Genomic DNA, 24,921 nt, shown 5'->3' on the forward strand with positions numbered 1-24,921 from the left:
ACGAACGCCTGCGCGAAAGGGAAGTCGTCGGTCATGGTCAACAATATCTCCGCCGCGTGGCCCGGAGGAGTGAGTTCGTCAAGCTTTTGCCTTGCGCCCCCGGTCAGCGCCACTGTCGGCTGTCCTCCCCTTTTATTCACCACGCCTATATCTTTCATGAACACACCCTGCTTGAACCCGGTGCCCACGGCTTTGGAGAAAGCCTCCTTCGCAGCGAAGCGCTTGGCGTAGGTTCCGGCGCGGGTGAACGGCCGTGCTTCGGCGCGGGCACGCTCGGTTTCGGTAAACACGCGCGCAAGGAAGCGCTCCCCGAACCGGTCGAGCGACTTCTGGATCCGCTCGATATTGCACAGATCCGATCCGATACCGATGATCAGCATGGCGTCCGAGGAGCACTCACCCTCTTGCCTCATCCATAAGGCCGCGCATTCTTGCGACACTGGCCTCAAGTCCGGTAAAAATCGCCTCGCCAACCAGAAAATGCCCGATATTCAGTTCCTGGACCTGCGGGATCGCCGCGACCGGCAGGACATTGTCGAATGTGAGACCGTGGCCCGCATGCGGCTCGATCCCGTTCTTGACCGCAAGCGCCGCCGCATCCGAGATGCGGCGCAGTTCCTCGGATCGTGCTTCGCCCTCCAGATGCGCGTAGCGGCCGGTATGGAACTCGACCACCGGCGCCTTCAGTCGGATCGCGGCCTCGACCTGCCGCGGATCCGGCTCGATGAACAGGCTGACGCGGATATTCGCGTCGACCAGGCGGCTGACAAAGGGTGCCAGTTGATTATGCTGGCCCGCCGCATCGAGCCCGCCCTCCGTCGTCCGCTCCTCGCGCTTCTCAGGCACGATGCAGGCGGCGTGCGGCCGGTGCCGAAGCGCGATCTCCACCATTTCGTCAGTGGCGGCCATCTCCAGGTTCAGCGGGACCGTGAGCTTCTCGATCAGCCGTGAGATGTCGTCGTCGGTGATGTGGCGCCGGTCCTCGCGCAGGTGCGCGGTGACGCCGTCCGCGCCGGCCGCAGCCGCGGCGAAGGCGGCCCGGACGGGATCGGGATGCTCCCCGCCACGCGCGTTGCGGATGGTGGCGACATGGTCGATGTTGACGCCAAGGCGAAGGCTACGCTGACTTTGTGCGATGGTCACGCCGCCTTGCGACTTCCCGGCTTCTCGGCGGGAATGGCCTGAAGCTCGGTCGGAAGCGCGTCGGACGCGTAGGCCGGCACCGACAGCCGGAGCAGCGGGAAGAAAGGCACTCCAAGGTCGGCGACGCCGTCAGACCGATCTACGAGCGCAGCCGCCGCGATGACTTCGCCGCCGGCCTGGGCGACCGCCGCCATCGCCTCGCGCGAGCTGAGGCCTGTGGTCACCACATCCTCGACCAGCAGCGCCTTCTGCCCAGGCTTCAGGCGAAAGCCGCGGCGAAGCTCGAACCGACCGGTCGGGCGCTCCACGAAGATCGCCTCGAGACCGAGCGAGCGGCCAACCTCGTGCCCGATGATCACGCCGCCCATCGCTGGCGAGATGATGATTTCGATCCGGGACTTGATCGCCATCGGCAGGCTGCGAGCCAGGGCGGAGCCAAGCCGGGAGGCGCGCGCCGGGTCCATCAGCACGCGGGCGCATTGCAGATAGCGGGAGCTATGAAGGCCCGAGGACAGGATGAAATGCCCTTCCAGCAGCGCCTCTGCGTCCCTGAATTCGGCAAGGACTTCAGCTTCGGTCACTCGGGCCGGGCTCCTTGTTTCGGCGAACTTGACCGGGGCGCATTAGGCTGACAGGGCGGCCCGGAGCAAGCTGCTTGAGGCGGCGCGGCACCCTCCCTATAAGGCCGCCACGCTTGCCTGTTTGCCGACCGAATCCATTCCCGCCCGCCGCCCGGACGGGGTCAAAGGGTCTTAGATGAAGATTTCGCTGAAACTTGCTGCCGTCGCGCTCGCGCTTGGCCTTTCGAGCCCCGCCTTGTCGCAGGCTTCGGCCCCGCGCACGGGCAATCCGGCTCCGACCGCGGCAGTACCAGCTTCGCCGCAACAAAGCCTGCCGGCCGCTCCGAAGTCGGAGCCGCTCCCGCCGCCGCCTTCCGCCATCTCCGATCCTGAGGTGGCCACCGTCGGCGATGAGCCGCCCAGCAATGCGCAGGTCGCGCAGGCGACGGTCGCGAGCCGCACCATGCCAACTCCGGGGATCGGCCAGCCGGACGGGCGGTTCGGGTTCCAGGATCAGGTCACTCCGATCGGCGAGGAAGCGGCCTGGTTCCACAATGTCATCCTGATGCCGCTGATCACCGCAATCTCGCTGCTCGTCCTGGTTCTGCTGCTCTGGGTGGTCGTTCGCTATCGGCGGAGCGCGAATCCGGTGCCTTCGCGCACTTCGCACAATACGCTCATCGAGGTGCTCTGGACGCTGGTGCCGGTGCTGATCCTGGTGGCGATCGCGGTGCCGTCGATCCGGCTGCTCGCCAACCAATATTCCCCTCCCAAGGCGGACCTCACGGTCAAGGTCGTCGGCAATCAATGGTATTGGACCTACCAATATCCGGACAATGGCGATTTCGAGGTGGTCTCAAACGCGATCTCCGATGCCGACGCCGACAAAAGGGGCGAGCCGCGCCAGTTGGCGGTGGACGAGCGCATGGTGGTGCCCGCCGGCGCGACCGTGAAGTTGATCGTTACCTCGGCCGACGTGCTCCACAGCTGGGGCGTGCCCGCTTTCTGGGTAAAGATGGACGCGGTTCCTGGCCGCCTCAACGAGACCTGGTTCAAGACCGATCGGCCGGGACTTTATTACGGCGTCTGCTTCGAGCTGTGCGGCGCGCGCCACGGCTATATGCCGGTGGCGGTGGAAGTGCTGCCCCCGGCGCAATTCGCGGCCTGGGTCCGTTCCAAGGGTGGCACCTTGCCCAGCGAGCGGCGTCCGACCTCGTCCGAGGCGACCGTGAACAGCTCGATCAGCAATCCGGGCGCCGCCACTCCGACGGCCGGTTCCGGCGCGACGGAGACCACGCCTGACCTTGGCGACAATCGCATCATCGATGTCACAACCGGCGCTCCTGCTTCCAGCCAGGGCGCGACGAATTCCAGAAGAGGCGGTAGCCAGTAATGACCGACACCACTGCCAATGCGGTCCATTTCGAGACGAAGCACGAGCACGACGCGCATCACGATGCCGATCACAAGCCCGGCTTCTTCGCGCGCTGGTTCATGTCCACCAATCACAAGGACATCGGCACGCTTTACCTGATCTTCGCGATCATCGCCGGGATCATCGGCGGCGCGATCTCGGGCCTGATGCGCGTGGAGCTTGCGGAGCCGGGGATCCAGTGGCTCGAAAGCTGGACGACGATGAAGCATTCGATCGTCGGGCAGGGCGCTGCGACTTTCGATGAGGGGCTCCACCTGTGGAACGTCCTCATCACCGCGCACGGACTGATCATGGTCTTCTTCATGGTCATGCCGGCGATGATCGGCGGCTTCGGCAACTGGTTCGTGCCGCTCATGATCGGCGCGCCGGACATGGCCTTCCCGCGCATGAACAACATCAGCTTCTGGCTGCTGGTTCCGGCGTTCGTGCTCCTGCTCGGATCGGCTTTCGTGCCGGGCGGCACCGGCCTTGGGGCCGGCACCGGCTGGACGGTGTACGCACCGCTCTCGACTTCCGGATCATCCGGACCCGCGGTTGACATGGCCATTCTGTCGCTGCACCTGGCCGGCGCCAGCTCGATTCTCGGCGCGATCAACTTCATCACGACCATCTTCAACATGCGCGCGCCGGGGATGACCCTGCACAAGATGCCGCTGTTCGTGTGGTCGGTGCTGGTCACCGCCTTCCTGCTGCTGCTCGCGCTACCGGTGCTCGCCGGCGCGATCACCATGCTGCTGACCGACCGTAATTTCGGTACGCACTTCTTCGATGCGTCGGGCGGCGGCGATCCGATCCTGTACCAGCATCTGTTCTGGTTCTTCGGCCATCCCGAAGTCTACATCATGATCCTGCCGGGCTTCGGCATCGTCAGCCAGGTGGTGGCGACGTTCAGCCGCAAGCCCGTGTTCGGCTATCTGGGCATGGCCTACGCCATGGTCGCGATCGGCGTGATCGGCTTCGTCGTGTGGGCGCACCACATGTTCACCGTCGGCATGGACGTGAACACCAAGATGTACTTCACCGCGGCGACCATGGTGATCGCGGTGCCGACCGGCATCAAGATCTTCTCCTGGATCGCGACGATGTGGGGAGGCTCGCTGAGCTTCCAGACTCCGATGATGTGGGCGCTGGGCTTCATCTTCATGTTCACGGTCGGCGGCGTCACCGGTGTCGTGCTCGCCAATGGCGGCGTCGACAACAACCTGCACGACACCTACTATGTCGTCGCGCACTTCCACTACGTGCTGTCGCTCGGCGCGGTCTTCTCGCTCTTCGCCGGCTTCTATTACTGGTTCGGCAAGATGTGGGGCCGCAACTACAACGAGCTTCTCGGTCAGCTTCATTTCTGGGTGTTCTTCGTGGGCGTGAACATCCTGTTCATGCCGATGCACTTCCTGGGCATGGACGGCATGCAGCGGCGCGTTCCTGACTATCCGGACGCGTTCGCCGGCTGGCACGGCTGGGCGACGACGGGCTACATCATCATGGCCGTCGGCATGATCTTCTTCTTCCTGAACATCTTCTACTCGCTGCTGTTCGGCAAGAAGACCCCGCCCAATCCCTGGGGCGAGGGCGCGACGACACTGGAATGGACGCTCACCAGCCCGCCGCCCTTCCACCAGTTCGAAACCCTGCCGGTGATCGATTCCGGCAAGGATCACTGAAGACCTTCCCCGGGGAGAGGGCGCTCCCCGGGGTTTGACCTGTTGAACTCTTTTCCCCACTACCCTCCCGCTGAAGGGCGAGGGACCCGGATCCAGCCATGACCACCGCCTCGCTCGCCTCTCCCGCTCTTCCCGCCGACTGGCGCGATTTCGTCGCGCTCACCAAGCCGCGGGTGATGAGCCTGGTCGTGTTCACCGGGCTTGCCGGCATGCTCGCCGCGCCGGTGCCGCTGCACCCGGTGCTGGCGTTCACCGCCATCTTGTGCATCGCACTCGGCGCCGGCGCGGCAGCGGCCCTCAACATGTGGTACGAGGCGGACCTCGATGCGCTTATGAAGCGCACCGCCGGCCGCCCCCTTCCGGCCGGTCGGATGAGCCGTGATTCCGCCTTGCACTTCGGGATCGTGCTCGCCGTCTTCTCGGTGCTGCTGATGGAGCTTGCGACTAACTGGCTCGCAGCGGGCATCCTCGCCGCGTCCATCCTGTTCTACGTGCTGGTCTATACGGTCTGGCTCAAGCGCCGGACGCCGCAGAATATCGTGATCGGCGGGGCGGCCGGCGCCTTCCCGCCGGTGATCGGGTGGGCGGCCGCAACTGGCGACGTTTCCTTGCTTCCGGGCCTGCTGTTCCTGCTCATCTTCCTGTGGACCCCACCGCATTTCTGGGCGCTCTCGCTGTTCGTCCGCTCCGACTATGCGGCCGCCGGCGTGCCGATGCTTCCCGTCGTGTCCGGCCCCAGGTTCACGCGTCAGCAGATCGCGCTTTACACCGTCGCTATGGCGGCTTGCGCCGTCGCGCCGTGGCCGCTCGGGCTCACCGGAAGCCTCTACGGCGTCGTGGCCGCCGCGCTCAGCCTGGCCTTCATCCTGCTTTCCCTGCAGGTGCTCGCCAATCGCGCGACGGAGCCTGCCGGGATGAGGCCGGAGAAGCGTCTGTTCGCCTTCTCGATCCTCTACCTGTTCGTGCTGTTCGGGGCTCTGGTCCTGGACCGCTGGCTGATCGCATGACGGGCGGCGGACCCGACACCGACGAGCATCGCCGCCGCCAGCGCGGCCGCGCCATCGCCATGGCGCTCGTGCTCGCCGCCTTCGTCGTGCTGCTCTACTTCATCACGATCGCGAAGATGGCCGGAGGCTCGGCGTGACCGCGCTCGCCCGCCGGAACGGCCGCACGGCTGCGCTCGCAGCGCTGCTGGTCGCGTGCATGGTCGGGCTCGCCTTCGCGAGCGTACCGCTCTACCGCCTGTTCTGCCAGGTGACCGGCTTCGGCGGCACGCCGTTGCGCGCCGAGAATTATGCCGGCTCGCTCGCACCCGCCGGCAAGATGATCCGCGTCCGCTTCGACGCCAACACCAACTCGGCGCTGCCATGGAGCTTCGCCCCTGAATCCAAGGTCGAGCGAGTCGCGATCGGCGCCCGCGAAATGGCGTTCTACACGGCCCGCAACCTCGGCGATCGACCGGTGACAGGCACCGCCACGTTCAACGTCACTCCCGCCAAGGCCGGGCAGTATTTCACGAAGATTCAGTGCTTCTGCTTCAACGAGCAGACGCTGAAGCCGGGCGAGGAAGTGCGGATGCCGGTGGTCTACTTCGTCGATCCGAAAATCCTGGAGGATGCGGATGCGAGCCGGATCGATGAGATCACCTTGAGCTACACCTTCTACCCGGTGGATTCAGCCAAGAAGCAAAGCTAGGAGCAAAGCGTCCGGGCAAGCCTTTGCCGCAGGGCGCGACGAAGACAGAGGAACGCCGCACATGGCCGGAGCGAAGAACCACCAATATCACATCCTGCCGCCGAGCATCTGGCCGTTGCTGGGCAGCTTCGCGGCGCTCGCCATGGCAGCGGGCGGGATCATGTGGATGCACGACAATCCGTCGGGAGGCTATGTCTTCTACGCCGGGCTGGCCGCCGTCCTGTTCGTCATGTTCAGCTGGTGGGTGGACGTGATCCGCGAGGCGCATTCGGGCGATCACACGCCGATCGTGCAGTTGCACCTGCGCTACGGGATGATCCTGTTCATCGCCTCGGAAGTGATGTTCTTCGTCGCCTGGTTCTGGGCTTATTTCAACGCGGCCCTGTTCCCTTCGCCGGTCGAGACGATCGGCGGCGTCTGGCCTCCGGAGGGCATGAAGGTCCTCGATCCATTCGGCTATCCGCTGCTCAACACCCTGATCCTGCTCTGCTCGGGCACCACCGTCACCTGGGCGCATCACGCGCTGATCAACGGCGATCGCCAAGGTCTCAAGATGGGTCTGTGGGCGACGATCGGGCTCGGCCTGCTGTTCAGCGCCATCCAGGCCTACGAATATGCCCACGCGCCGTTCGGCTTCGCGGACAACATCTACACCTCCGCCTTCTTCATGGCGACCGGCTTCCACGGCTTCCATGTCATCGTCGGCACCATATTCCTGATCGTCTGCCTGATCCGCGCCTATCGCGGAGACTTCACCCCGCGCCAGCATTTCGGCTTCGAAGCGGCGGCCTGGTATTGGCACTTCGTCGACGTGGTGTGGTTGTTCCTGTTCCTGGCCATCTACATCTGGGGCGGCTGGGGCGCCGAATATCACTGAGGCGGTGGAGCGGCCCTCGCCTGCTTCCGCCGCCCTCAAGGGCCTCTGCCCGCGCTGCGGCGCCGGGACGCTCTTCGACGGCCTTGCCAGGTTCGCGCCGCGCTGCCGCGCCTGCCGGCTTGACTTCAGCGCCTTCAACGTCGGGGATGGTCCCGCGGCCTTCCTGACTCTGATCGTTGGCGCCATCATCACGGGGCTCGCCATCGGGCTGGAGCTTGGCGTCAACCCGCCCTTCTGGGTGCACATCCTGCTGTGGGTGCCGATCACGGCCGTGGCGGTGCTCGGCTGCCTTCGCTTCGCCAAGGCGCTGCTCCTCGCAATGGAGTACAGGAACAATGCGCGTGAGGGGCGGGTCGCGAGCGACGAATGATGCGGCTGCCGGTCATCCCGACTTTGTTCGTCGCCGCCGCCGTCGCGACGATGGTCGCGCTCGGCATCTGGCAATTACGTCGCGCCGACGAGAAGCGGGAGTTGATTGCCCAGTTCGAGCGCGCAAGCCAGCTTGCGCCGACCGCCTATCCGGCGGTTCCGCCGGCAGGCAATGACCTGTTCTACCGCCGCTCAACGGCCTTGTGCCTGGAGCCGGTCGCCTGGCGCGCCGAGGCCGGGCGAAACCTGGAGGACAAGACCGGCTGGAGCCATATCGCCACCTGCCGCACCGGCACGGAGGGACCGGGCATGCAGGTGGACATGGGCTGGTCGACCCAGAGCGCCGCGCCCGCGACCTGGCGCGGAGGTGAGGTGACCGGGATCATCGCTCCAGACCGCTTGCATCGCATTCGACTGGTGTCGGCGAACGCGGCGCCCGGCCTCGTGCCGAGCGCTCCGCCCTCGCCACGCGCAATGACGAACAATCACCTGCTCTACGCCGGCCAATGGTTCTTCTTCGCGCTCGCCGCGGCGGTAATCTATATACTGGCGCTGCGCCGGAAGCAGGCCACTTCGGATGGCTAGCGGCCACCGAGCCCGCTTCTGAAGCGCTTAGATTGCTATTGCGACTAAGTCGCATTAACGCTAGCACCACTGCCACAGACGCAAAGATGCGCTGAGCACAAGGGTTGTCTCCATGTTTGTTCGAACCGCATCCGCGGTCGCGCTGGCTTGCGCGCTCGCTGCCCCCGCTCGTGCCGCGGGCGACGTCGAGGTCGACACCCAGGACAGCGGCACGATCATCGTGACGGGCGCGCGGGACAGGTACGGCGTGGAGATCACCTCCTCCGCAACGCGGACGCCGACACCGCTTCAGGATGTTCCTCAGGCGGTAAGCATCGTCACCGAGACCCAGATCGACGATCAGGCGCTCCGCTCGATCGCCGATGTGCTTCGCTACGTGCCCGGCGCGACTTTCGGCCAGGGCGAAGGCCACCGCGACCAGGTGACCCTGCGCGGCAACAACAGCACGGCCGACTTCTTCGTCGACGGCATCCGGGACGACGTCCAATATTATCGCGGGCTCTACAATGTGGAGCGGATCGAGGTCCTGAAGGGCCCCAACGCGATGATCTTCGGCCGCGGCGGCGGCGGCGGCATCATCAACCGCGTGCTGAAGCGGCCAGCCGCAGGCAGCTTCACTCGCGCGACCGGCTCGATCGACAGCGAGGGCGGATATCTGATCGATGCGGACCTCAACCACGCCTTCTCGGAAGCCGCGGCCGGGCGGCTCAATGCGGTCTATGAGCGGTTCGATACGCACCGGCGCTTCTACGAGGGCGAGCGCTATGCTCTGAACCCCACCTTCGCCCTTTCGATCGGCGGCCTGACGCGCATCGACCTGTCCTACGAATATGATCGCGACGATCGCGTCGTGGATCGCGGCATCCCGTCCGCGGGACCCGGCACGATCGCCGAGCCTGCGCGCCCGCTCAGAGGGTTTCGTGACGCGTTTTTCGGCGACCCGGAGGTGAACCGGTCCGAGTTCGACGCCCATGTGCTGCGCGGCCGCGTCGAGCACCAGCTCAGCGACAGCCTGACGCTGACCAGCAGGCTGCTCTACGGCGACTATGACAAGGCGTATCAGAACGTCTTCGCGGCAACGGCCGTGTCGACCAACGCTGCCACCGGCGCCCGCACGGTCGGGATCGAGGCGTATCGTGATCCGACGCAGCGCGAGAATCTGTTCGGCCAGACCGACCTCGTCTGGGAGGTCGCGACCGGTCCGTTGAGCCATGTCCTGCTCGGCGGGTTCGAGATCGGCACGCAGGACACGCGCAACGAGCGGATCAACGGCTTCTTCGTCGGCGTGCCGACCACCAGCAGTGGGCGACGGACGGTCGTTCCGGTCTCGGATCCGCTGACCGTTCCGAGTGTCGAATTCCGCGCCGGACCGGCGGGCGCCGGCAATCGCGCGGTCGAGACAGACGCGGACGTGCTCGCTTTCTACCTTCAGGACCAGGTCTCGATCGGACCCATGTTCGATCTGATCGCGGGCATCCGCTACGACCGTTTCCAGCTCGCCGTCACCAACCTGTTCAACAATCAGAGCTTCCGCCGTACCGACGATCTCTGGTCGCCGCGCTTGGGGCTCGTCTTCAAGCCCGTCGAGCCGGTCTCGATCTACGCAAGCTACAGCCGCTCCTACCTGCCGCAGTCGGGGGACCAGTTCCTCTCGCTCGATATCACCAGTGCCACGCTGGAGCCTGAGAAGTTCGACAATTACGAGCTCGGATTGAAGTGGGCGATCCGCCCTGCCCTTCTGTTCACGGCGGCCCTCTATCAGCTCGATCGCACCAACACGCGGGCGCCGCTGTCGGGCGGCGTGATCGTGCTGAGCGGCGAGCAGCGCAGCCGCGGGCTCGAGCTGCAGGTGGCGGGCGAGATCAGCCGCAATTGGCACCTCAATGCCGGCTACGCCCTGCAGGACGCCGAAATCCGCTCAGCGACAACCGCCTGCACGAGCGGCAGCTGCGACGTTCCGCAAGTGCCGAAGCACCAGGCCAGCCTTTGGACGCGCTACGATGTATCGAAGCGGATCGGCTTCGGTCTTGGCGCCCATCATCAGTCGCGCAGCTTCGCCTCGATCACCAACGCCGTGGTGCTGCCGGCCTATACCCGCCTGGACGCGGCGGTTTACTTCCGGATCACGCCGCAGGTGCAGGCGCAGCTCAACGTCGAGAACCTGCTGGGCGAACGCTATTTCGCGACCGCACACAATGACAACAACATCACGCCCGGCGCGCCGACTACGGTCCGCGGAACGCTGCGCTTTAACTTCTAAAGCGTCACACCGCGCCGTTGAAGGTGTCACAGGCGCGCGGGTCGCCGGTCTGGAGTCCCTTACGTAGCCAGGCCATGCGTTGCGCGCTGCTGCCGTGGGTGAAGCTTTCAGGCACGACGCGGCCCTGGCCCTTGCGCTGCAGCGTGTCGTCGCCGATCGCCTCGGCTGCGCGCATGCCCTCCTCGACATCGCCTTGCTCCAGCCGGGCGCGATTGCGGGCCGCCCAAACGCCCGCATAGCAGTCCGCCTGCAGCTCGACCCGGACCTGTACGGCATTTCCCTCAGCCTTGCTCAGTCGCTGCTGCGCCGTGTTGGCCTGCTCGAGCGTGCCCGTCAGGAATTGGATGTGGTGCCCAACTTCATGAGCAATAACATAGGCTTGCGCGAAATCTCCAGCCGCGCCGAAGCGGTTCTGGAGCTCATTGTAGAAGCTCGCGTCAATATAGATCTTGTTGTCGGTCGGGCAGTAGAACGGGCCCATCGCCGATTGTGCCGCGCCGCAGCCTGAGCGGCCGCTGCCGGTGTAGAAGTCGAGCCCGGCCGGCCGATAGCGCTGGCCCATCTCCTGGAACACCGTCGCCCAGGTATCCTCCGTGCTGGCCAGAACCTGGCAGGTGAAGCGCCTTGTCTGGTCTGCCGAGCAGACCTGGGCCGCGCTCCCGCCCTTCGCCGGCGCGACCTGCGCCCCGGGCGATACGACGCCGCTACCCCCTCCGAACGGGCTGAAGCCGAGCAGCCAGGCCCCGGCGATGAGCACGAGCACGCCGCCGATGCCGAACCGGCTTGCCACCAAACCTATTATGAGGCCGAGGCCACCGCCACCGAAGCCGCCACCGCCGCCGCCAAATCCGCCGCCGCGCTGCTCGCCGACATTGTCGCTGGTTCGGTAATCATCGAGACGCATGTGCGGTCCTTTCACGCCGGATCGCAGCGACAATGCCGGGCGGAGCCTGCTGGTTGCATTTGCCATGCCGCGGCTCGAAGAGACGCGCTCAAGCGACAGGAAGGACCCTCATGTTTCTCAACGGCAAGTCGGCGCTCGTTACTGGTTCTACCTCCGGCATCGGCTTGGCGATGGCACGCGCGCTCGCCGGCGAAGGCGCGAACGTGATGCTGAACGGGTTCGGCGACGCGGGCGAGATCGAACGGCTCAGGAGCGAGATCGAGGGCGGGAGCAATGTGAGGGTCGCCTATAGCGGCGCCGACCTCACCAAGCCCGACCAGATCGCTTCCATGATGAGTGAAGCTGCGGATGCATTTGGCGCGGTCGACATCCTGGTCAACAATGCCGGAATGCAGCATGTCGCGCCGGTCGATCAGTTCCCGCTCGAGAAGTGGGACCTGCTGATCGCGCTCAATCTCAGCGCCGTGTTCCACACCACGCGGCTTGCACTCCCCGCGATGAAGGCGCGCGGCTGGGGCCGGATCATCAACACCGCGTCCGCGCACAGCCTCGTCGCCAGCCCCAACAAGGCACCCTATGTCGCGGCCAAGCACGGCGTGGCCGGCCTCACCAAGGCGGTCGCTCTGGAAACCGCGACCAGCGGGGTCACCGTGAATTGCATCAGCCCCGGCTATGTCTGGACGCCGCTGGTAGAAAACCAGATCCCGGACACGATGAAGGCGCGGGGACTAACGCGCGAGCAGGTGATGAACGACGTTCTGCTCTCCGCCCAGCCGACCAAGAAGTTCGTGACGGTGGACCAGGTCGCCGCGCTCGCCCTGTTCCTGTGCCGCGACGAGGCTGCAGCGATCACCGGGGCAAACCTCTCGATGGACGGCGGCTGGACCGCGCAGTAGAGATGGAGCGTAACGGGGCAGATCGAGGAACTTGATGAGGCTTGCCGCTCTTCCCCTTCTTCTCGTCGCCGCCCTCGCGGCCTGCGGCTCCCGGAATGTCCAGGCCGAGACGCGCTCCGCCCGCGCTCCGATCCCGGCGCCCGACTGGCGCGCCATCGCCACTCCCGACGATCGCGAGCGACTGCGCGGCTGGCGCACGGCCTGGATCGAGGGCGTGCGCAAGGCGCAGGCCAACGGGCATGGCGCGGTCATCGCTCGCGAAGGCGCGTTGCTCGATCCCGACGCCGCGATCGATTGGCGCAACCCTCCGCCCGGCGATTATCGCTGCCGGGTGATCAAGGTCGGCGCGAAGACCCGCGGCATGCTCGATTATGTCGCTTACCCTGCCTTCACCTGCCGCATCCGCCAGGAAGGCGCGCTGATGAGCTTCGCCAAGATGACCGGCTCGCAGCGCCCGCTCGGCCATTTCCTGCCTTATGTCGGGCAGCGCATGGTGTTTCTCGGCACGCTCCAGCTCGGCGACGAGCCCCGCGCGCTGCAGTATGGCCGCGACCGCGAGCGCGACATGGCCGGTGTGGTCGAGCGGATCGGCGAGCACCGCTGGCGGCTGGTCCTCCCCTATCCCCATTTCGAGTCGACGATCGATATTGTCGAACTCCTCCCCGCCGACACTCGGGCCTGACTCCCGTCTCGATCGCCCCAGGCAGCGGGATTCCCGCTTTCGCGGGAATGACGCCTGTGGTTAGCTCAGCGCCATGAGAAAGCTCACGATCGCTGCCGCCGCGACACTCACGCTCACGGCCCCCGCCCAAGCCGATGCTCTTCGCGACGCGGTCGCTAAAGACATGCCGTCGCTCCTGAGCCTCTACCGCGACTTCCATGCCAATCCGGAATTGTCGATGCAGGAGGTGAAGACCTCCGCCAAGCTCGCCGCCGAGGCGAAGAAGCTCGGCTTCCAGGTGACCACCGGCGTCGGCAAGACCGGTGTCGTCGCGGTGATGAAGAACGGGCCGGGCCCGGTGCTGTTGCTTCGCGCCGACATGGACGGCCTGCCCGTCATCGAGCAGACCGGCCTGCCGTTCGCGAGCAAGGTCAAGGGCACTAGCCGCGCGGGCGGCGAGACCGGGATCATGCATGCCTGCGGCCATGACACGCACATGACCGCCTGGATCGGAGCCGCGCGCCAGTTAGTGGCGATGAAGAATGCCTGGTCGGGCACGCTCGTCATGATCGCCCAACCCGGCGAGGAGACCGGCGAAGGCGCGAAGGCGATGCTGGAGGACCGCCTCTACACCCGGTTTCCGAAGCCCACACACGCAGTCGCCTTTCATGATTCCGCGTCGCTGCCGGCAGGCATGATCGGCTACTCGAACGGCTACGCGCTTGCGAACGTCGACTCGGTGGACATCCAGGTGAAGGGCGTCGGCGGACACGGCGCTTACCCACACACCACCAAGGATCCGATCGTGCTCGCCGCGCGGATCGTCAACTCGCTGCAGACCCTGGTCAGCCGCGAGAACAACCCGCAAAGCCCTGCGGTGGTGACGGTCGGCAGCTTCCATTCCGGCGCCAAGCACAACATCATCTCGGACGAGGCGACGATGCTGCTCACCGTGCGCAGCTACTCGGACGAGACCCGTCGCTTGCTGCTCGACGGGATCAAGCGGATCGTGCGCGGCGAGGCGATCGCGGCCGGCATGCCGGACGACCGCATGCCGGTGGTAACGGTGCGCGAGGCGGAATATACGCCCGCCACCTTCAACACGGAGGCGATCACCAAGAGCACCGCCGCCTTGTTCACCGAGCGGTTCGGAGCGGACCGGGTGGTCGCGACCCCGGCGGTGATGGGCGGAGAGGATTTCAGCCGCTTCTATCTTGCCGACAAGTCGATCCAGAGCCTGATCTTCTGGGTCGGCGGCGTTCCACAGGCGCAGTGGCAAAAGGCGGGCGGCGATCCGGCCAAACTACGGTCGCTGCACAGCCCCTTCTGGGCGCCGGACGCCGAGCCGACCATCGCGACGGCGACGGAGGCGATGGTGGCTGCGGCATTGGGAGTGCTGGGAAAGAACTCCGGGACTGGCGCACAAACGTCACCCTGAACTTGGTTCAGGGTCCAGCTGGTCGTGCGCTCTGCCGCACCTGGAGTGGATGCTCAAACAAGTTCAGCATGACGGGACCGGAGTCACTTTCCCCGCTTCTGCAGGGCGTCGATGGCCTCCTTGACCCGCTGGCTCTCACCGCGGGGTGCGATGAGGACGGCGCGCTCGGTTGCGACCACGATCAGGTCCTGTGCGCCGAGCGTGACGATCACCGGCCCGTCTGATCGGATCAGGCAGTCACGGCTGTCGATTGCGACGACATCGCCGGTCAGGACGTTGCCGGAAGCGTCCTTTTCGCCGATGGCGTGAAGAGCCTCCCAGCTGCCCACGTCCGACCAACCCATCGCGACGGGGGCGACTGCCACCCTGTCCGATTTCTCCATGACGGCATGGTCGATGGACAGCCCCGGCGCCCGGCCAAAGCCGCGCGCGTCGGGCCAGATGTAAATACCGTCGGCGCGCTGCGCCGCGATCGACGCTCTCGCAGCAAAGAGTATCTCGGGCGCATGCAGCTCGAGCGCATCCAGAAAGGAATCGGCGCTGAACAGGAAGATGCCGGCGTTCCACAGATATCCGCCGTCCGACAGATAGGCCTGTGCGGTGACCGAGTCCGGTTTCTCGACGAATCGCTCGGCCTGGAACAGGCCGGGGCTAAGCTCCGCCCCGCGCTTGATATAGCCATAGCCGGTCTCCGGCCGGTCCGGCGTGATCCCGAACGTCACCAGCATGCCGTCTCGCGCGAGCGGCAGAGCGGACTCGATGGCTGCGCGAAAGGCGTCCGGCTGCTTGACGACATGATCGCTCGGCAACACCAGCAGGATGTCGCCGGGCCCAAGCACCAGAGCGGCAAGCGCGATCGCGGCGGCGGTGTTGCGCGGCTCGGGCTCGATGATCAGCTGAGCCGGCGAGACGCCAATATCGTCCAGCTGCAACTCGACCTGCTCGGCATGACCGGCGCTGGCAACGACCACCGGCCGGTCGAACATGTTCGGGTCACGGGTACGAAGCGCGGTTTCCTGCAACAGGCTGTGCTCGCCGGCGATGGCGATCAGTTGCTTGGGGCGATCGAGACGGGACAACGGCCACAGCCGCGTGCCCGAACCGCCGGACAGGATGACAGGGACGATCCGTTTGGACATCGGGGCGGTCTAGCGCGGCCCCGATCGGACAAGAAAGCTTATTCGGCCGGAACTGCGATGCCGGCTTTCTCGGCTTCCAGGCGGGCGCGGAATTTCTCGGCCCTTCCGGCGCGCTGCGCCATGTCGTTCCACGCGGCTTCGGAGCGAAGACAGCGGGACCTGACGTTGTCGAGCGTTGCCGCTTCGGCGTCATTGCGAGCTTCGGCCGCCCGGGCCGCATAGAATTCACGCTGAGACAAATGGCAGACCCTTTCACTGCCCCCGCCAGCCAGCGACTAACAGGATCGACCGGAAAGTCAAACCGTGTTGGTCGCGAAACGATACCATCGTCGCCTGAGGTGCAGGCGTTGCTAACCTCGATCAGCGACAATTCTCAGCGCCTTTTGCGGACTCGGCGCGAAGGTTTCCGGCGCCTTTAGGATTTCTTTGTCAATTTGAGCGACATGTGCCGGCGTGTCGGAGGAACTTACAATCTGGCGTAAGCCCGCCGGTCGGATCGGCTGATGATCCGGCTGTTCAAACATTATGTCCCGCATGCCGTGCTCCTGCTCGGCGTGATCGACTTCGTCCTCCTCCTTTTTGCGGCCGAGGCGGGCTGGACGTTGCGCATCTGGCAGATTGCGGGCGAGGTCGATCCGGAAGTCGAGCGGCTGCCGCACATGCTCACCTTCGCGATCACGGTGCAGCTGGCGATGGTGGGCGTCGGCGTTTACGGGTCCGATGCGCTGCATTCCCTGCGGGTCTCGATCCCGCGGCTGTTCGTCTCGACATCTCTGGCCCTGCTCGGCCTGGCGCTGATCTTCTTTCTCGTGCCAGCGATCACTTTCTGGCGGTCCAACCTGCTCTACGCAATGGTGCTCGCGCTGGCCGGTCTGAGCGTGGTTCGCCTTACCTTCGGCCGGACGCTCGCCGCCGAGACCTTCAAGCGGCGTATCCTGGTGCTTGGCGCGGGTCCGCGCGCGGCGCGGCTCGGACGCATGGCCGAGCGGGACGGTGCGGGCTTTCGGGTCGCCGGGTATATCAGCATGAACGACGGGGGAGTGGCCGTACGTGACGCGGTCAACCGCAGCGCAATTACCAATCTGGGCGCGCATATCGTCTCGCTGCGGGCGGACGAGGTCGTCCTTGCGCTTGAAGAAAGGCGAAACGCCCTGCCGCTCAACGACCTGTTGCGGGTCAAGACGACCGGCGTCCACGTTACCGACCTGTCGTCGTTCCTGGAACGCGAGACGGGAAGGGTCGATCTCGACAGCCTCAATCCGAGCTGGCTGATCTTTTCCGACGGCTTCTCCTCGGGACGGCGGCTATCGAGCATGGGCAAGCGCCTGTTCGACGTCACGGTCAGCGCCGTTCTGCTCGCCCTCAGTGCCCCACTGATCGCCATCACCGCTGGGTTGATCAAGCTGGAGAGCCCCGGTCCGGCCTTCTTCCGTCAGCGCCGGGTGGGTCTTTATGGCCAGCCGTTCGAGATCCTGAAGCTCCGTTCGATGCGAGAGGACGCCGAAGTGGGCGGCATCGCCGTCTGGGCACAGAAGGACGACCCGCGCGTGACCCGGATCGGCGCGATTATCCGCAAGCTGCGCATCGACGAGCTGCCCCAGGCCTGGAGCGTCCTGAAGGGGGAGATGAGCTTCGTCGGGCCGCGGCCGGAGCGCCCGCAATTCGTTGCCGATCTCGAAGCGCGGCTGCCTTATTATGCCGAGCGGCACATGGTGAAGCCCGGCATCACAGGCTGGGCGCAGATCAACTTCCCTTATGGCGCGTCGATCGACGATGCCCGCCAGAAGCTCGAATTCGATCTCTATTACGCCAAGAACTACACGCCCTTCCTGGACCTGCTGATCCTGCTCACCACCGTGCGCGTCATCCTTCAACCGGAGGGCGCGCGCTGATGCTCGGGCTTGTCGGCCTTTGGAGTCACGGACTCGCCGCCTTGCTGTACGGGGCGCTGGCGGTCTGGCAGCTGCGCCACTGGAACGGTGAGAAGCGCAATCGCCCGCTGGTCGCCGCCTTCGGGGTGATGGCCTTCTGGGCGGTATTCGTAGCCTTGCTCGGGCCCTACCACCTGCTGTCCGGGCTCGCCGAAAGCGCCCGGAATTTCGGCTTTCTCGCCTTCATGTACGGCATTGTTCGCGGCGCCGCTGAAATCGAGCGGCAGCGCGCGGTGCGAGTGGTCTACACCACCGTCGCCGGGGTGATCGGGCTTCAGATCGTGGTGGCCGGCGTGCTCCCGCGCTTCGAAGCCAATCCAGTCGTGTTCGGCGCCTTGCTCACCACCGCTCACGTGCTCGGGCTGACAATCGCGGCCGGTTCGCTCGTCCTGGTTCACAATCTCTACGGCCAAGCGGCCCCCGATTCGCGCTGGGGCATCCGGCTGCCGATGATCGCGCTGGCCGGGATGTGGGCTTACGATCTTCACCTTTACACGATCGCTTACCTGACCCGCGAACCGGTCAACGATCTGATCGCCATGCGCGGCGCGATCGCGGCGATGCTGGTTCCGCTGTTCGCGCTGGCCAGCAAGCGCAACGCGCACTGGAAGATGCACCTGTCGCGCGCCGCGACCTTCCAGTCGATCTCGGTGATCGCGATCCTCGCCTACCTCATCCTGATGATGTCGGCGACGCAGGCGCTCGAGGTGATCGGCGGCGAATGGGTGCGCATCGGTCAGATCGGGCTGATCTTCGTGATGACGGTGGTCGCGTTCGTCTTCCTGCCGTCCGGCAAGGCGCGCGCCTGGCTGAGAGTCATGCTGGCCAAGCATTTCTTCGAGCATCGCTACGATTATCGCGAGGAATGGCTCCGCTTCACCCGCACCGTCGGGCTGGGCGGCGACGACGCCGCGCCGCTTGGCGACCGGGTGGTCAAGGCCCTTGCCGATATCGCTGGATCGCCCGCCGGCCTGCTCCTGCTTGCCGAACCCAATTACCGGCTCACGCCGGCGGCACGCTGGAATTGGCATCACCCGGCAAGCGGTACGCAGTCGGTCGATCCAGGCTTCATTCGCTTTCTCGAATCCAAGGCGCACGTCCTGGACCTCGAAGCGCTGCAGGACGGTAGGCTCATGCACGAAGGCGCAGCCGTGCCCATTCCTGCCTGGATGACGGAGGGTGGCCACAATTGGGCCGGCATCCCGCTCCTCCATTCTGACCATCTAGTCGGCCTTGTGATCCTTGAGCACCCGATCGTCCGGCGCCCGCTGGACTGGGAGGATTTCGACCTGTTCCGCACCGCCGGCATCCAGGCGGCGAGCTACCTTGCCGAAGCGCGCAGCCAGGAGGCGCTCGCCGACTCGCAGCGGTTCGACGAGTTCAATCGGCGCTTCGCCTTCATCATGCACGACATCAAGAATTTGGTGAGCCAGCTCAGCCTGGTCGCGCGCAATGCCGAGCGGCATGCGGAGAATCCCGAGTTCCGGGCCGACATGATCGCGACGCTGCAAAGCTCGGTGAAGAAGATGAACGACCTCCTGGCCCGGCTGAGCCGCGGCAAGGGCGCTGAACCCGAGCCGCTCCGGTCGGTTGCGCTTCGGCCGGTCCTGTCCGCGATCGCGGAGCACAAACGGCGATCGCATCCGGTCGAGCTGTTCGGGGATTGCGGCCTTTGGGTGCGCGCCGATCCGGCGCGGCTCGAACAAGCCGTCGCTCATGTCGTCCAGAATGCGATAGACGCGAGCCGCCCGGGCGAATCCGTTCGTATCCTGTGCGGCAGCCAGGGCGCCGAAGTCAGCATCGAGGTGATCGACTCGGGCGCGGGCATGTCGGCCGAGTTCATGCGAACCCGCCTGTTCCAGCCCTTCGCCTCCACCAAGGATAACGGCTTCGGCATCGGCGCCTTCGAGGCGCGAAGCCTCGTAGCGGCGATGGGCGGCCGGATCGAAGTGGAAAGCCGCGAAGGCGAAGGCAGCCGCTTCACCATCGTCCTCCCCGCCGGCGAAGTCACGGCACAGCTCCAGATCGAACGGATACGCGCATGAGCTCGGACAAAGCCAAATTGCTGATCGTCGAGGACGACGAAGGGCTGCAGCGCCAGTTGCGCTGGGCTTATGACGACTATGAGGTGCTGGTCGCATCCGATCGCAATGCGGCGATCGACTTGTTGCGCTCGCAGGAGCCGGCCGTGGTCACGCTGGACCTCGGCCTGCCGCCCGATCCCGACGGCGTCAGTGAAGGCTTCGCCACGCTCGAGACGATGCTGTCGTTGAAGCCCGAGACGAAGGTGATCGTTGCGTCCGGCCACGGCGCTCGCGAAAGTGCGTTGCGGGCGATCTCCTCCGGCGCGTACGATTTCTACCAGAAGCCGGTCGATATCGATCAGCTCGGCCTGATCGTCCGCCGCGCCTTCCAGCTGCACGGCATCGAAAACGAGAATCGCCGGCTCGAAGAACGGGTCGGCGACGATCGCACGGTCCTCGGCACGATGATTACCGCCGCGCCGGAGATGCTGAAGGTCGCCCGCACGATCGAGAGAGTGGCCAACGCTGCCGTCTCGGTGATGCTGCTCGGGGCCAGCGGCACCGGCAAGGAACTGCTCGCCCGCGGCCTGCACCGGGCGAGTAGCCGGCGCGAGCACGGCTTCGTCGCGATCAACTGCGCCGCCATCCCGGAGAACCTGCTAGAAGCCGAACTGTTCGGCTATGAAAAGGGCGCGTTCACCGGCGCGATCAAGACGACCGAAGGAAAGATCGAACTTGCCCACGGCGGGACGCTCTTCCTCGACGAAGTCGGCGACATTCCGCTGCCGCTCCAGGTCAAACTGCTGCGCTTCCTGCAGGAGCGGGTGATCGAGCGGATCGGCGGCCGCAAGCCGATCCCGGTTGACACCCGCATCGTCTGCGCGACCCACCAGGACCTGCCGGAGATGATCAAGGCCGGCTCCTTCCGCGAGGATCTTTACTACCGCCTCGCCGAGATCGTGGTCCGCATCCCCACGCTCGCCGAGCGTCACGGTGATGCGACGCTGCTGGCCAAGCACTTCCTGAACAAGTTCGCCAAGGAGATGAACCCGGCGGTGAAGGGCTTCGCGCCGAGCGCCCTCGCGGCGATCAACAACTGGCCCTGGCCCGGCAACGTCCGCGAACTCGAAAACCGGATGAAGCGAGCCGTCATTATGTCGGAGGGCAAACTCATCACCGCCGAGGATCTCGACCTGGGCGACGGTGCGGAAGAAACCTTGCCGGTCAACTTGAAGTCAGTGCGGGAAGAGGCCGACCGCAAGGCGATCCGCCAGGCCCTCGCCCGCACCGAAAACAACATCTCCAACACCGCCAAGCTGCTCGGGATCAGCCGCCCGACGCTTTACGATCTCCTCAAGCAATATGGGCTCCAGCCATGACCAAGTCTCAGCACCTGATTGCCTGCGCTCTCCTGGCCGGGCTTGCGGCCTGCTCCAACGCCATGGGCGGTGGGAATTCTAAGGACATGATCTCGCGCGGCGAGCAGGCGCTGCGCGAAGGCCAGCCTCGCACCGCCCGGATCGAGTTCCTGAACGCGATCAAGGTCGAGCCGAGCAACGCGCGTCTGCGTCTGCTCCAGGCGGAAACCTACCTGAAGCTAGGCGACGGCGTTGCTGCCGAAGCCGAGGTCCAGCGCGCCCGGCAGCTCGGGACGCCTGTCGACCAGACGCGGCACCTGCTCGCCCATGCCTATCTGCTGCAGAACCGCAACGACGCCGCCGTCGAGGAATCACGCTCGGTTCCCGCCAAGTTCGTGGCCTATGCCGCCCGCATCCGCGGCCAGGCGCAGATGAATTCCGGCGACGTTGCCGGCGCGGCCGAAGCGTTCGACGCCGCCGTCGCCGCCTCGCCCAAGGACCCTGCGGTGTGGACGGACATCGCCCGCTTCCGCCGTTCGATCGGCAACACGGCGGGCGCGCTCGCTGCGGCCGACCAGGCGGTGAAGCTCAGGCCCGCCGACATCGAAGCACTCACCCTGCGCGGTGAGCTGACCCGCAGCCAATATGGATTGGCCGCCGCCCTGCCGTGGTTCGATCGGGCACTGGAGGTGGACGAGACCTACGTCGCCGCGCGGCTCGAAAAGGCCGCCACCTTGGGAGACATGGGCCGGATGCAGGACATGCTCGCCGAGACTAGGCGGGTCCTGGAGACATCGCCCAGCCAGCCGATGGCCTACTACCTCCAGGCAATGCTCGCCGCCCGCGCCCGCAAGTTCGATCTTGCGCGCTCGCTTTATCAGAAGACCGGCGGTGCGCTCGACGAGCAACCGGCAGGCATGCTGCTCGCCAGCGCGATCGAGTTCCAGACCGGCGCCGTCGAGCAGGCGGTCGGCCGCCTCGAGCGTCTGATCGCAATGCAGCCGGAGAACCGCAAGGCGCGTCGCCTGCTCGCCGCCGCAAACTGGAAGCGCGGCGATGTCGAGGCGACGATCCGGACGCTGGAGCCGGTCGCCGAGCGTCCCGATGCGGACAGCTATTCGCTCTCCCTGCTCGCCAAGGCCTATCAGAAGCAGGGCGACAATCAACGCGCCTCGCAGCTGCTCGCCCGCGCGGCGCAGCCGCAGCGGCCGTCCCAGGCTGCCTTGCTGGCCCCGGCGATGAACGAGGCTCAGGTCACTGCGCTTCGCAAGCTCGCCGAGGCCAAGCCGAACGAGGTGCAGGCGCAGGTGCTGCTGATCGGAGCGCTGCTCTCGCGCGGCGAAACCGGCGAGGCGCTGGACCGCGCGCGTCGGCTTCAGGCGGCGCATCCGGGCGCTGCCGACGCGCACCTGCTGGTCGGCGATGCGCTCGGTATCCAGGGCGATTTCGCCGGGGCGGCGCAGGAATATAGGAAGGCTTCGAACCTGACTTTTACCGAGCCGGTCGCGATGCGGCTGATCGAGGCGCTGCGCCGCTCGCGCCAGGGCCCGGCCGCCGCCAAGGTGCTGCAGCTCTTCCTGGAGCAGAATCCGCGCAACGTCTCGGCCATGCTGCTCGCCGCCAACGGCTTCATGGAAATGGGCAAGTGGCCGGAGGCTATCCGAATCTACGAGGGCATTCGCAGCCGCCTCGGCGACCGCGACACCGCCCTGCTCAACAACCTCGCCTACGCCTATGGCGAGCAGGGCAATTGGGACAAGGCGATCCCGCTCGCGCAAAAGGCGTGGAGCCTCGACAAGAACAATCCCGCGACGACCGACACGCTTGGCTGGCTCCTGTTCAAGAGCGGCAAGGACCGCGCCCGCGGCCTGGCCCTGCTCGAGCAGGCCTCGCGCGGCGCACCGACCGACAAGCAGATCCAGGCTCATCTGAACCAGGCCAAGAAGACATAGAAGCTGCTGGGTTGCTAAGCGCGACGCGGTCCGCATAGGCTCTTCCGACATCAAGGGAGAGCCTATGCTCCGCGCCCGCCTGACCGGCCTCTGCCTCGCAATCCTCGCCGGATTCGGCGCCGCTCCGCTCGCGGCGCAGCAAGGCGAGATACCGCCCAACTTCTCGCCCGTCACGGCCGCGTTCGATCACGAGCGGCGGGTGGTCGAAATCCCGATGCGCGACGGAGTGAAGCTGCACACCGTCATCGTGATCCCGAAGAACGGCCCCAAGCCCGCGCCGATTATCCTCACCCGCACGCCCTATGGCGCCGAAAAGCCGACCAGCCAGGCGCACAGCCCAAACGCGGCCATGGTGCTGCCGATCGCCGACGAACCGCTGATCCGCGCCGGCTACATCCGCGTCTACCAGGACGTGCGCGGCCGTTACGGCAGCGGGGGCGAGTATGTGATGACGCTCCCGGTCCGCGGGCCGATCAACAGGTGGAAGGTGGATCACACCACCGACACTTACGACACGATCGAATGGCTGGTGAAGAACGTCGCCGGCAACAATGGCCGGGTCGGGCTGACCGGCGTCTCCTATCCGGGCTGGCTGACCCTGATGGGCATCCTCGATCCGCATCCGGCGCTGAAGGCGGCCGTGCCGATGTACCCGATGGTGGACGGCTGGATCGGCGACGATTTCTACCACAATGGCGCGTTCCGGCAGACCATGTTCGAATGGATCTACCAGATGGGCAGCCACAAGAGCAGCGCCTACTCGCCCCCCTTCGGCTACCGCGACATGTACGAGGCTTATCTCAACGCAGGGTCCGCCGATGCGTTCGCGGCGCGCTATGGCGGCGACAAGCTGCGGACGTGGCGCAAGCTGGTCGACAATGACGATTATAATCAGTTCTGGCGAGAACAGGCGGTGCAGGACCTGCTCGCCAAGACCGAACTCAAGCTGCCGGTGCTGGTGGTGCACGGCCTGTTCGACCAGGAGGACAGTTTCGGCGGCACCGCCGCTTATCAGGCGCTCGAGACCAAGGACCGCAACAACGACATGGTCCATCTGGCGCTCGGGCCGTGGAACCACGGGCAGAGCCAGAATGAGGGCTCCTCGCTTGGCGCGATCAAGTGGGACAGCGACACCAGCCTGTGGTTCCGGCAAAAGGTGCTGCTGCCCTTCTGGGACCAGCATCTGTGGGGCCGCGCGCCCGCTCAGCCGACCCCGCCGGTGCTCGCCTTCGATACCGGCGCGAACGAGTGGCGGACCTATCCCAGCTGGCCCGCCGGCGGCGCGGTGCAGAAGCGGTCGCTTGTCCTGGAGCCGGGCGGCCGGCTCGGCATTGGGTCGGCGCCCTTGGGAAGGACGGGAACCGCGCAGTTCGTATCCGATCCGGCCAAGCCGGTGCCGTACCGGGTGCGTCCCGTGCTCTCCATGTACAACACGGAATCGAGCTGGAATCGCTGGTTGGTGGACGATCAGCGCCCGTTCGCCGATCGGCCGGACGTGCTGACCTTCGTGTCCGAGCCGCTGACCGAGCCCCTCACGGTCAGCGGCGAGGTCATGGGGCATCTGTTCGCCTCGACGACCGGCACGGACGCGGACTGGGTGGTGAAGCTGATCGACGTCTATCCGCCCGAGGTTCGCGCCAACCAGCAGCTCGGCGGCTACCAGCTGATGGTGTCGGGCGACATCATGCGCGGCCGCTACCGCGAGGACCCGTCCAATCCCAAGCCGATCGCGCCCGGCAAGGTCGCCGAATACCGCGTGCGGCTGCCCCACGCCAACCACACTTTCCAGCCCGGCCACCGCATCATGGTGCAGGTGCAATCGAGCTGGTTCCCGCTCTACGACCGCAACCCGCAGACCTTCGTCGACAATATCGGCAAGGCGCGGCCCGGCGACTATCGCGCAGCGACGCACCGCATCTCGCTCGGCGGCACGCAGGCCAGCTATGTCGAGGTGCCGGTGGTGACGGGGCGCTGAGCACGGCTCTCCACCAAACGCGAAATTGACCGCCAGCAGAGTCACTGTATCCTGA

Annotated in this window: 23 protein-coding genes; 17 read left to right on the forward strand and 6 right to left on the reverse strand. The window is 65.8% G+C overall.

Annotated features, from left to right (window positions below):
* The 3 genes from acpS to pyrE form a co-directional block, all read right to left on the reverse strand.
* On the reverse strand, positions 1-377 hold a 377-nt coding region (gene acpS, locus VF631_RS12370), incomplete at its 3' end, for a holo-ACP synthase (protein ID WP_431850618.1).
* 19 nt (positions 378-396) lie between these two features.
* The gene (locus VF631_RS12375) at positions 397-1,143 is read right to left on the reverse strand and encodes a pyridoxine 5'-phosphate synthase (RefSeq protein ID WP_431850619.1); all 747 of its coding nucleotides are present in this window, start codon (positions 1,141-1,143) and stop codon (positions 397-399) included.
* Positions 1,140-1,724: an orotate phosphoribosyltransferase gene (gene pyrE, locus VF631_RS12380; RefSeq protein WP_431850620.1), complete on the reverse strand. Its 585-nt coding sequence runs from the start codon at positions 1,722-1,724 to the stop codon at positions 1,140-1,142. Before pyrE ends, VF631_RS12375 begins: the two co-directional genes overlap by 4 nt.
* A gap of 175 nt (positions 1,725-1,899) precedes the next feature.
* Between pyrE and coxB the strand changes: the two genes are divergently transcribed.
* The 9 genes from coxB (at position 1,900) to VF631_RS12425 (ending at position 10,588) form a co-directional block, all read left to right on the forward strand.
* Entirely contained in the window at positions 1,900-3,096 is a 1,197-nt protein-coding gene (gene coxB / locus VF631_RS12385) for a cytochrome c oxidase subunit II (protein ID WP_431850621.1), read from the forward strand.
* Positions 3,096-4,802, forward strand: a complete 1,707-nt coding sequence (gene ctaD, locus VF631_RS12390) for a cytochrome c oxidase subunit I (protein WP_431850622.1) — start codon at positions 3,096-3,098, stop codon at positions 4,800-4,802. The genes coxB and ctaD overlap by 1 nt, the downstream gene beginning before the upstream one ends.
* Positions 4,803-4,900: 98 nt before the next feature.
* Complete coding sequence (locus VF631_RS12395; RefSeq protein WP_431850623.1) at positions 4,901-5,809, forward strand: heme o synthase; 909 nt, start codon at positions 4,901-4,903, stop codon at positions 5,807-5,809.
* A complete protein-coding gene (locus VF631_RS12400; protein ID WP_431850624.1) occupies positions 5,806-5,946 on the forward strand; it encodes a hypothetical protein in 141 nt (46 codons plus the stop codon). The genes VF631_RS12395 and VF631_RS12400 overlap by 4 nt, the downstream gene beginning before the upstream one ends.
* The gene (locus tag VF631_RS12405; RefSeq protein ID WP_431850625.1) at positions 5,943-6,497 is read left to right on the forward strand and encodes a cytochrome c oxidase assembly protein; all 555 of its coding nucleotides are present in this window, start codon (positions 5,943-5,945) and stop codon (positions 6,495-6,497) included. The genes VF631_RS12400 and VF631_RS12405 overlap by 4 nt, the downstream gene beginning before the upstream one ends.
* Positions 6,498-6,558: 61 nt before the next feature.
* A complete protein-coding gene (locus VF631_RS12410; RefSeq protein ID WP_431850626.1) occupies positions 6,559-7,374 on the forward strand; it encodes a cytochrome c oxidase subunit 3 in 816 nt (271 codons plus the stop codon).
* Positions 7,375-7,378: 4 nt separating this feature from the next.
* Positions 7,379-7,744, forward strand: coding sequence for a DUF983 domain-containing protein (locus VF631_RS12415; RefSeq protein ID WP_431850627.1), 366 nt, complete (start codon positions 7,379-7,381; stop codon positions 7,742-7,744).
* Positions 7,741-8,328, forward strand: a complete 588-nt coding sequence (locus tag VF631_RS12420; protein WP_431850628.1) for an SURF1 family protein — start codon at positions 7,741-7,743, stop codon at positions 8,326-8,328. The genes VF631_RS12415 and VF631_RS12420 overlap by 4 nt, the downstream gene beginning before the upstream one ends.
* Positions 8,329-8,440: 112 nt before the next feature.
* Positions 8,441-10,588, forward strand: a complete 2,148-nt coding sequence (locus tag VF631_RS12425; protein WP_431850629.1) for a TonB-dependent receptor — start codon at positions 8,441-8,443, stop codon at positions 10,586-10,588.
* Between the two features lie 4 nt (positions 10,589-10,592).
* Here VF631_RS12425 and ypfJ read toward each other — a convergent pair whose 3' ends face one another.
* Positions 10,593-11,492: a KPN_02809 family neutral zinc metallopeptidase gene (gene ypfJ / locus VF631_RS12430; RefSeq protein ID WP_431850630.1), complete on the reverse strand. Its 900-nt coding sequence runs from the start codon at positions 11,490-11,492 to the stop codon at positions 10,593-10,595.
* Positions 11,493-11,602: 110 nt separating this feature from the next.
* Between ypfJ and VF631_RS12435 the strand changes: the two genes are divergently transcribed.
* The 3 genes from VF631_RS12435 to VF631_RS12445 all read left to right on the forward strand — a co-directional run bounded on the left by VF631_RS12435 (position 11,603) and on the right by VF631_RS12445 (position 14,487).
* Entirely contained in the window at positions 11,603-12,388 is a 786-nt protein-coding gene (locus tag VF631_RS12435) for a 3-hydroxybutyrate dehydrogenase (RefSeq protein WP_431850631.1), read from the forward strand.
* Positions 12,389-12,422: 34 nt separating this feature from the next.
* Complete coding sequence (locus tag VF631_RS12440) at positions 12,423-13,070, forward strand: DUF4893 domain-containing protein (protein WP_431850632.1); 648 nt, start codon at positions 12,423-12,425, stop codon at positions 13,068-13,070.
* 73 nt (positions 13,071-13,143) lie between these two features.
* Positions 13,144-14,487 carry an amidohydrolase gene (locus VF631_RS12445; protein WP_431850633.1) on the forward strand — a complete coding sequence of 448 codons (1,344 nt, stop codon included), beginning with the start codon at positions 13,144-13,146 and terminating at the stop codon, positions 14,485-14,487.
* Positions 14,488-14,570: 83 nt separating this feature from the next.
* Here the strand turns inward: VF631_RS12445 and VF631_RS12450 are convergent, their stop codons facing one another.
* Both VF631_RS12450 and VF631_RS12455 read right to left on the reverse strand, forming a co-directional pair.
* Complete coding sequence (locus VF631_RS12450) at positions 14,571-15,626, reverse strand: mannose-1-phosphate guanylyltransferase/mannose-6-phosphate isomerase (protein ID WP_431850634.1); 1,056 nt, start codon at positions 15,624-15,626, stop codon at positions 14,571-14,573.
* Between the two features lie 38 nt (positions 15,627-15,664).
* The gene (locus tag VF631_RS12455) at positions 15,665-15,865 is read right to left on the reverse strand and encodes a hypothetical protein (protein ID WP_431850635.1); all 201 of its coding nucleotides are present in this window, start codon (positions 15,863-15,865) and stop codon (positions 15,665-15,667) included.
* A 264-nt stretch (positions 15,866-16,129) separates the two neighbouring features.
* Between VF631_RS12455 and VF631_RS12460 the strand changes: the two genes are divergently transcribed.
* From VF631_RS12460 to VF631_RS12480, 5 genes are all read left to right on the forward strand, one after another.
* Positions 16,130-17,518 carry a TIGR03013 family XrtA/PEP-CTERM system glycosyltransferase gene (locus tag VF631_RS12460; RefSeq protein WP_431850636.1) on the forward strand — a complete coding sequence of 463 codons (1,389 nt, stop codon included), beginning with the start codon at positions 16,130-16,132 and terminating at the stop codon, positions 17,516-17,518.
* Positions 17,518-19,602 (forward strand): XrtA/PEP-CTERM system histidine kinase PrsK, encoded by a 2,085-nt coding sequence (gene prsK, locus VF631_RS12465; RefSeq protein WP_431850637.1) that lies wholly within the window; start codon positions 17,518-17,520, stop codon positions 19,600-19,602. The genes VF631_RS12460 and prsK overlap by 1 nt, the downstream gene beginning before the upstream one ends.
* A complete protein-coding gene (gene prsR / locus VF631_RS12470) occupies positions 19,599-20,960 on the forward strand; it encodes a PEP-CTERM-box response regulator transcription factor (protein WP_431850638.1) in 1,362 nt (453 codons plus the stop codon). The genes prsK and prsR overlap by 4 nt, the downstream gene beginning before the upstream one ends.
* Complete coding sequence (locus VF631_RS12475; RefSeq protein ID WP_431850639.1) at positions 20,957-22,891, forward strand: tetratricopeptide repeat protein; 1,935 nt, start codon at positions 20,957-20,959, stop codon at positions 22,889-22,891. The genes prsR and VF631_RS12475 overlap by 4 nt, the downstream gene beginning before the upstream one ends.
* A gap of 64 nt (positions 22,892-22,955) precedes the next feature.
* Positions 22,956-24,866, forward strand: coding sequence for a CocE/NonD family hydrolase (locus tag VF631_RS12480; protein WP_431850640.1), 1,911 nt, complete (start codon positions 22,956-22,958; stop codon positions 24,864-24,866).
* Positions 24,867-24,921: the final 55 nt, after the last annotated feature.

The sequence above is a fragment of the Allosphingosinicella sp. genome (assembly GCF_036387615.1).
GTDB lineage: Bacteria > Pseudomonadota > Alphaproteobacteria > Sphingomonadales > Sphingomonadaceae > Allosphingosinicella.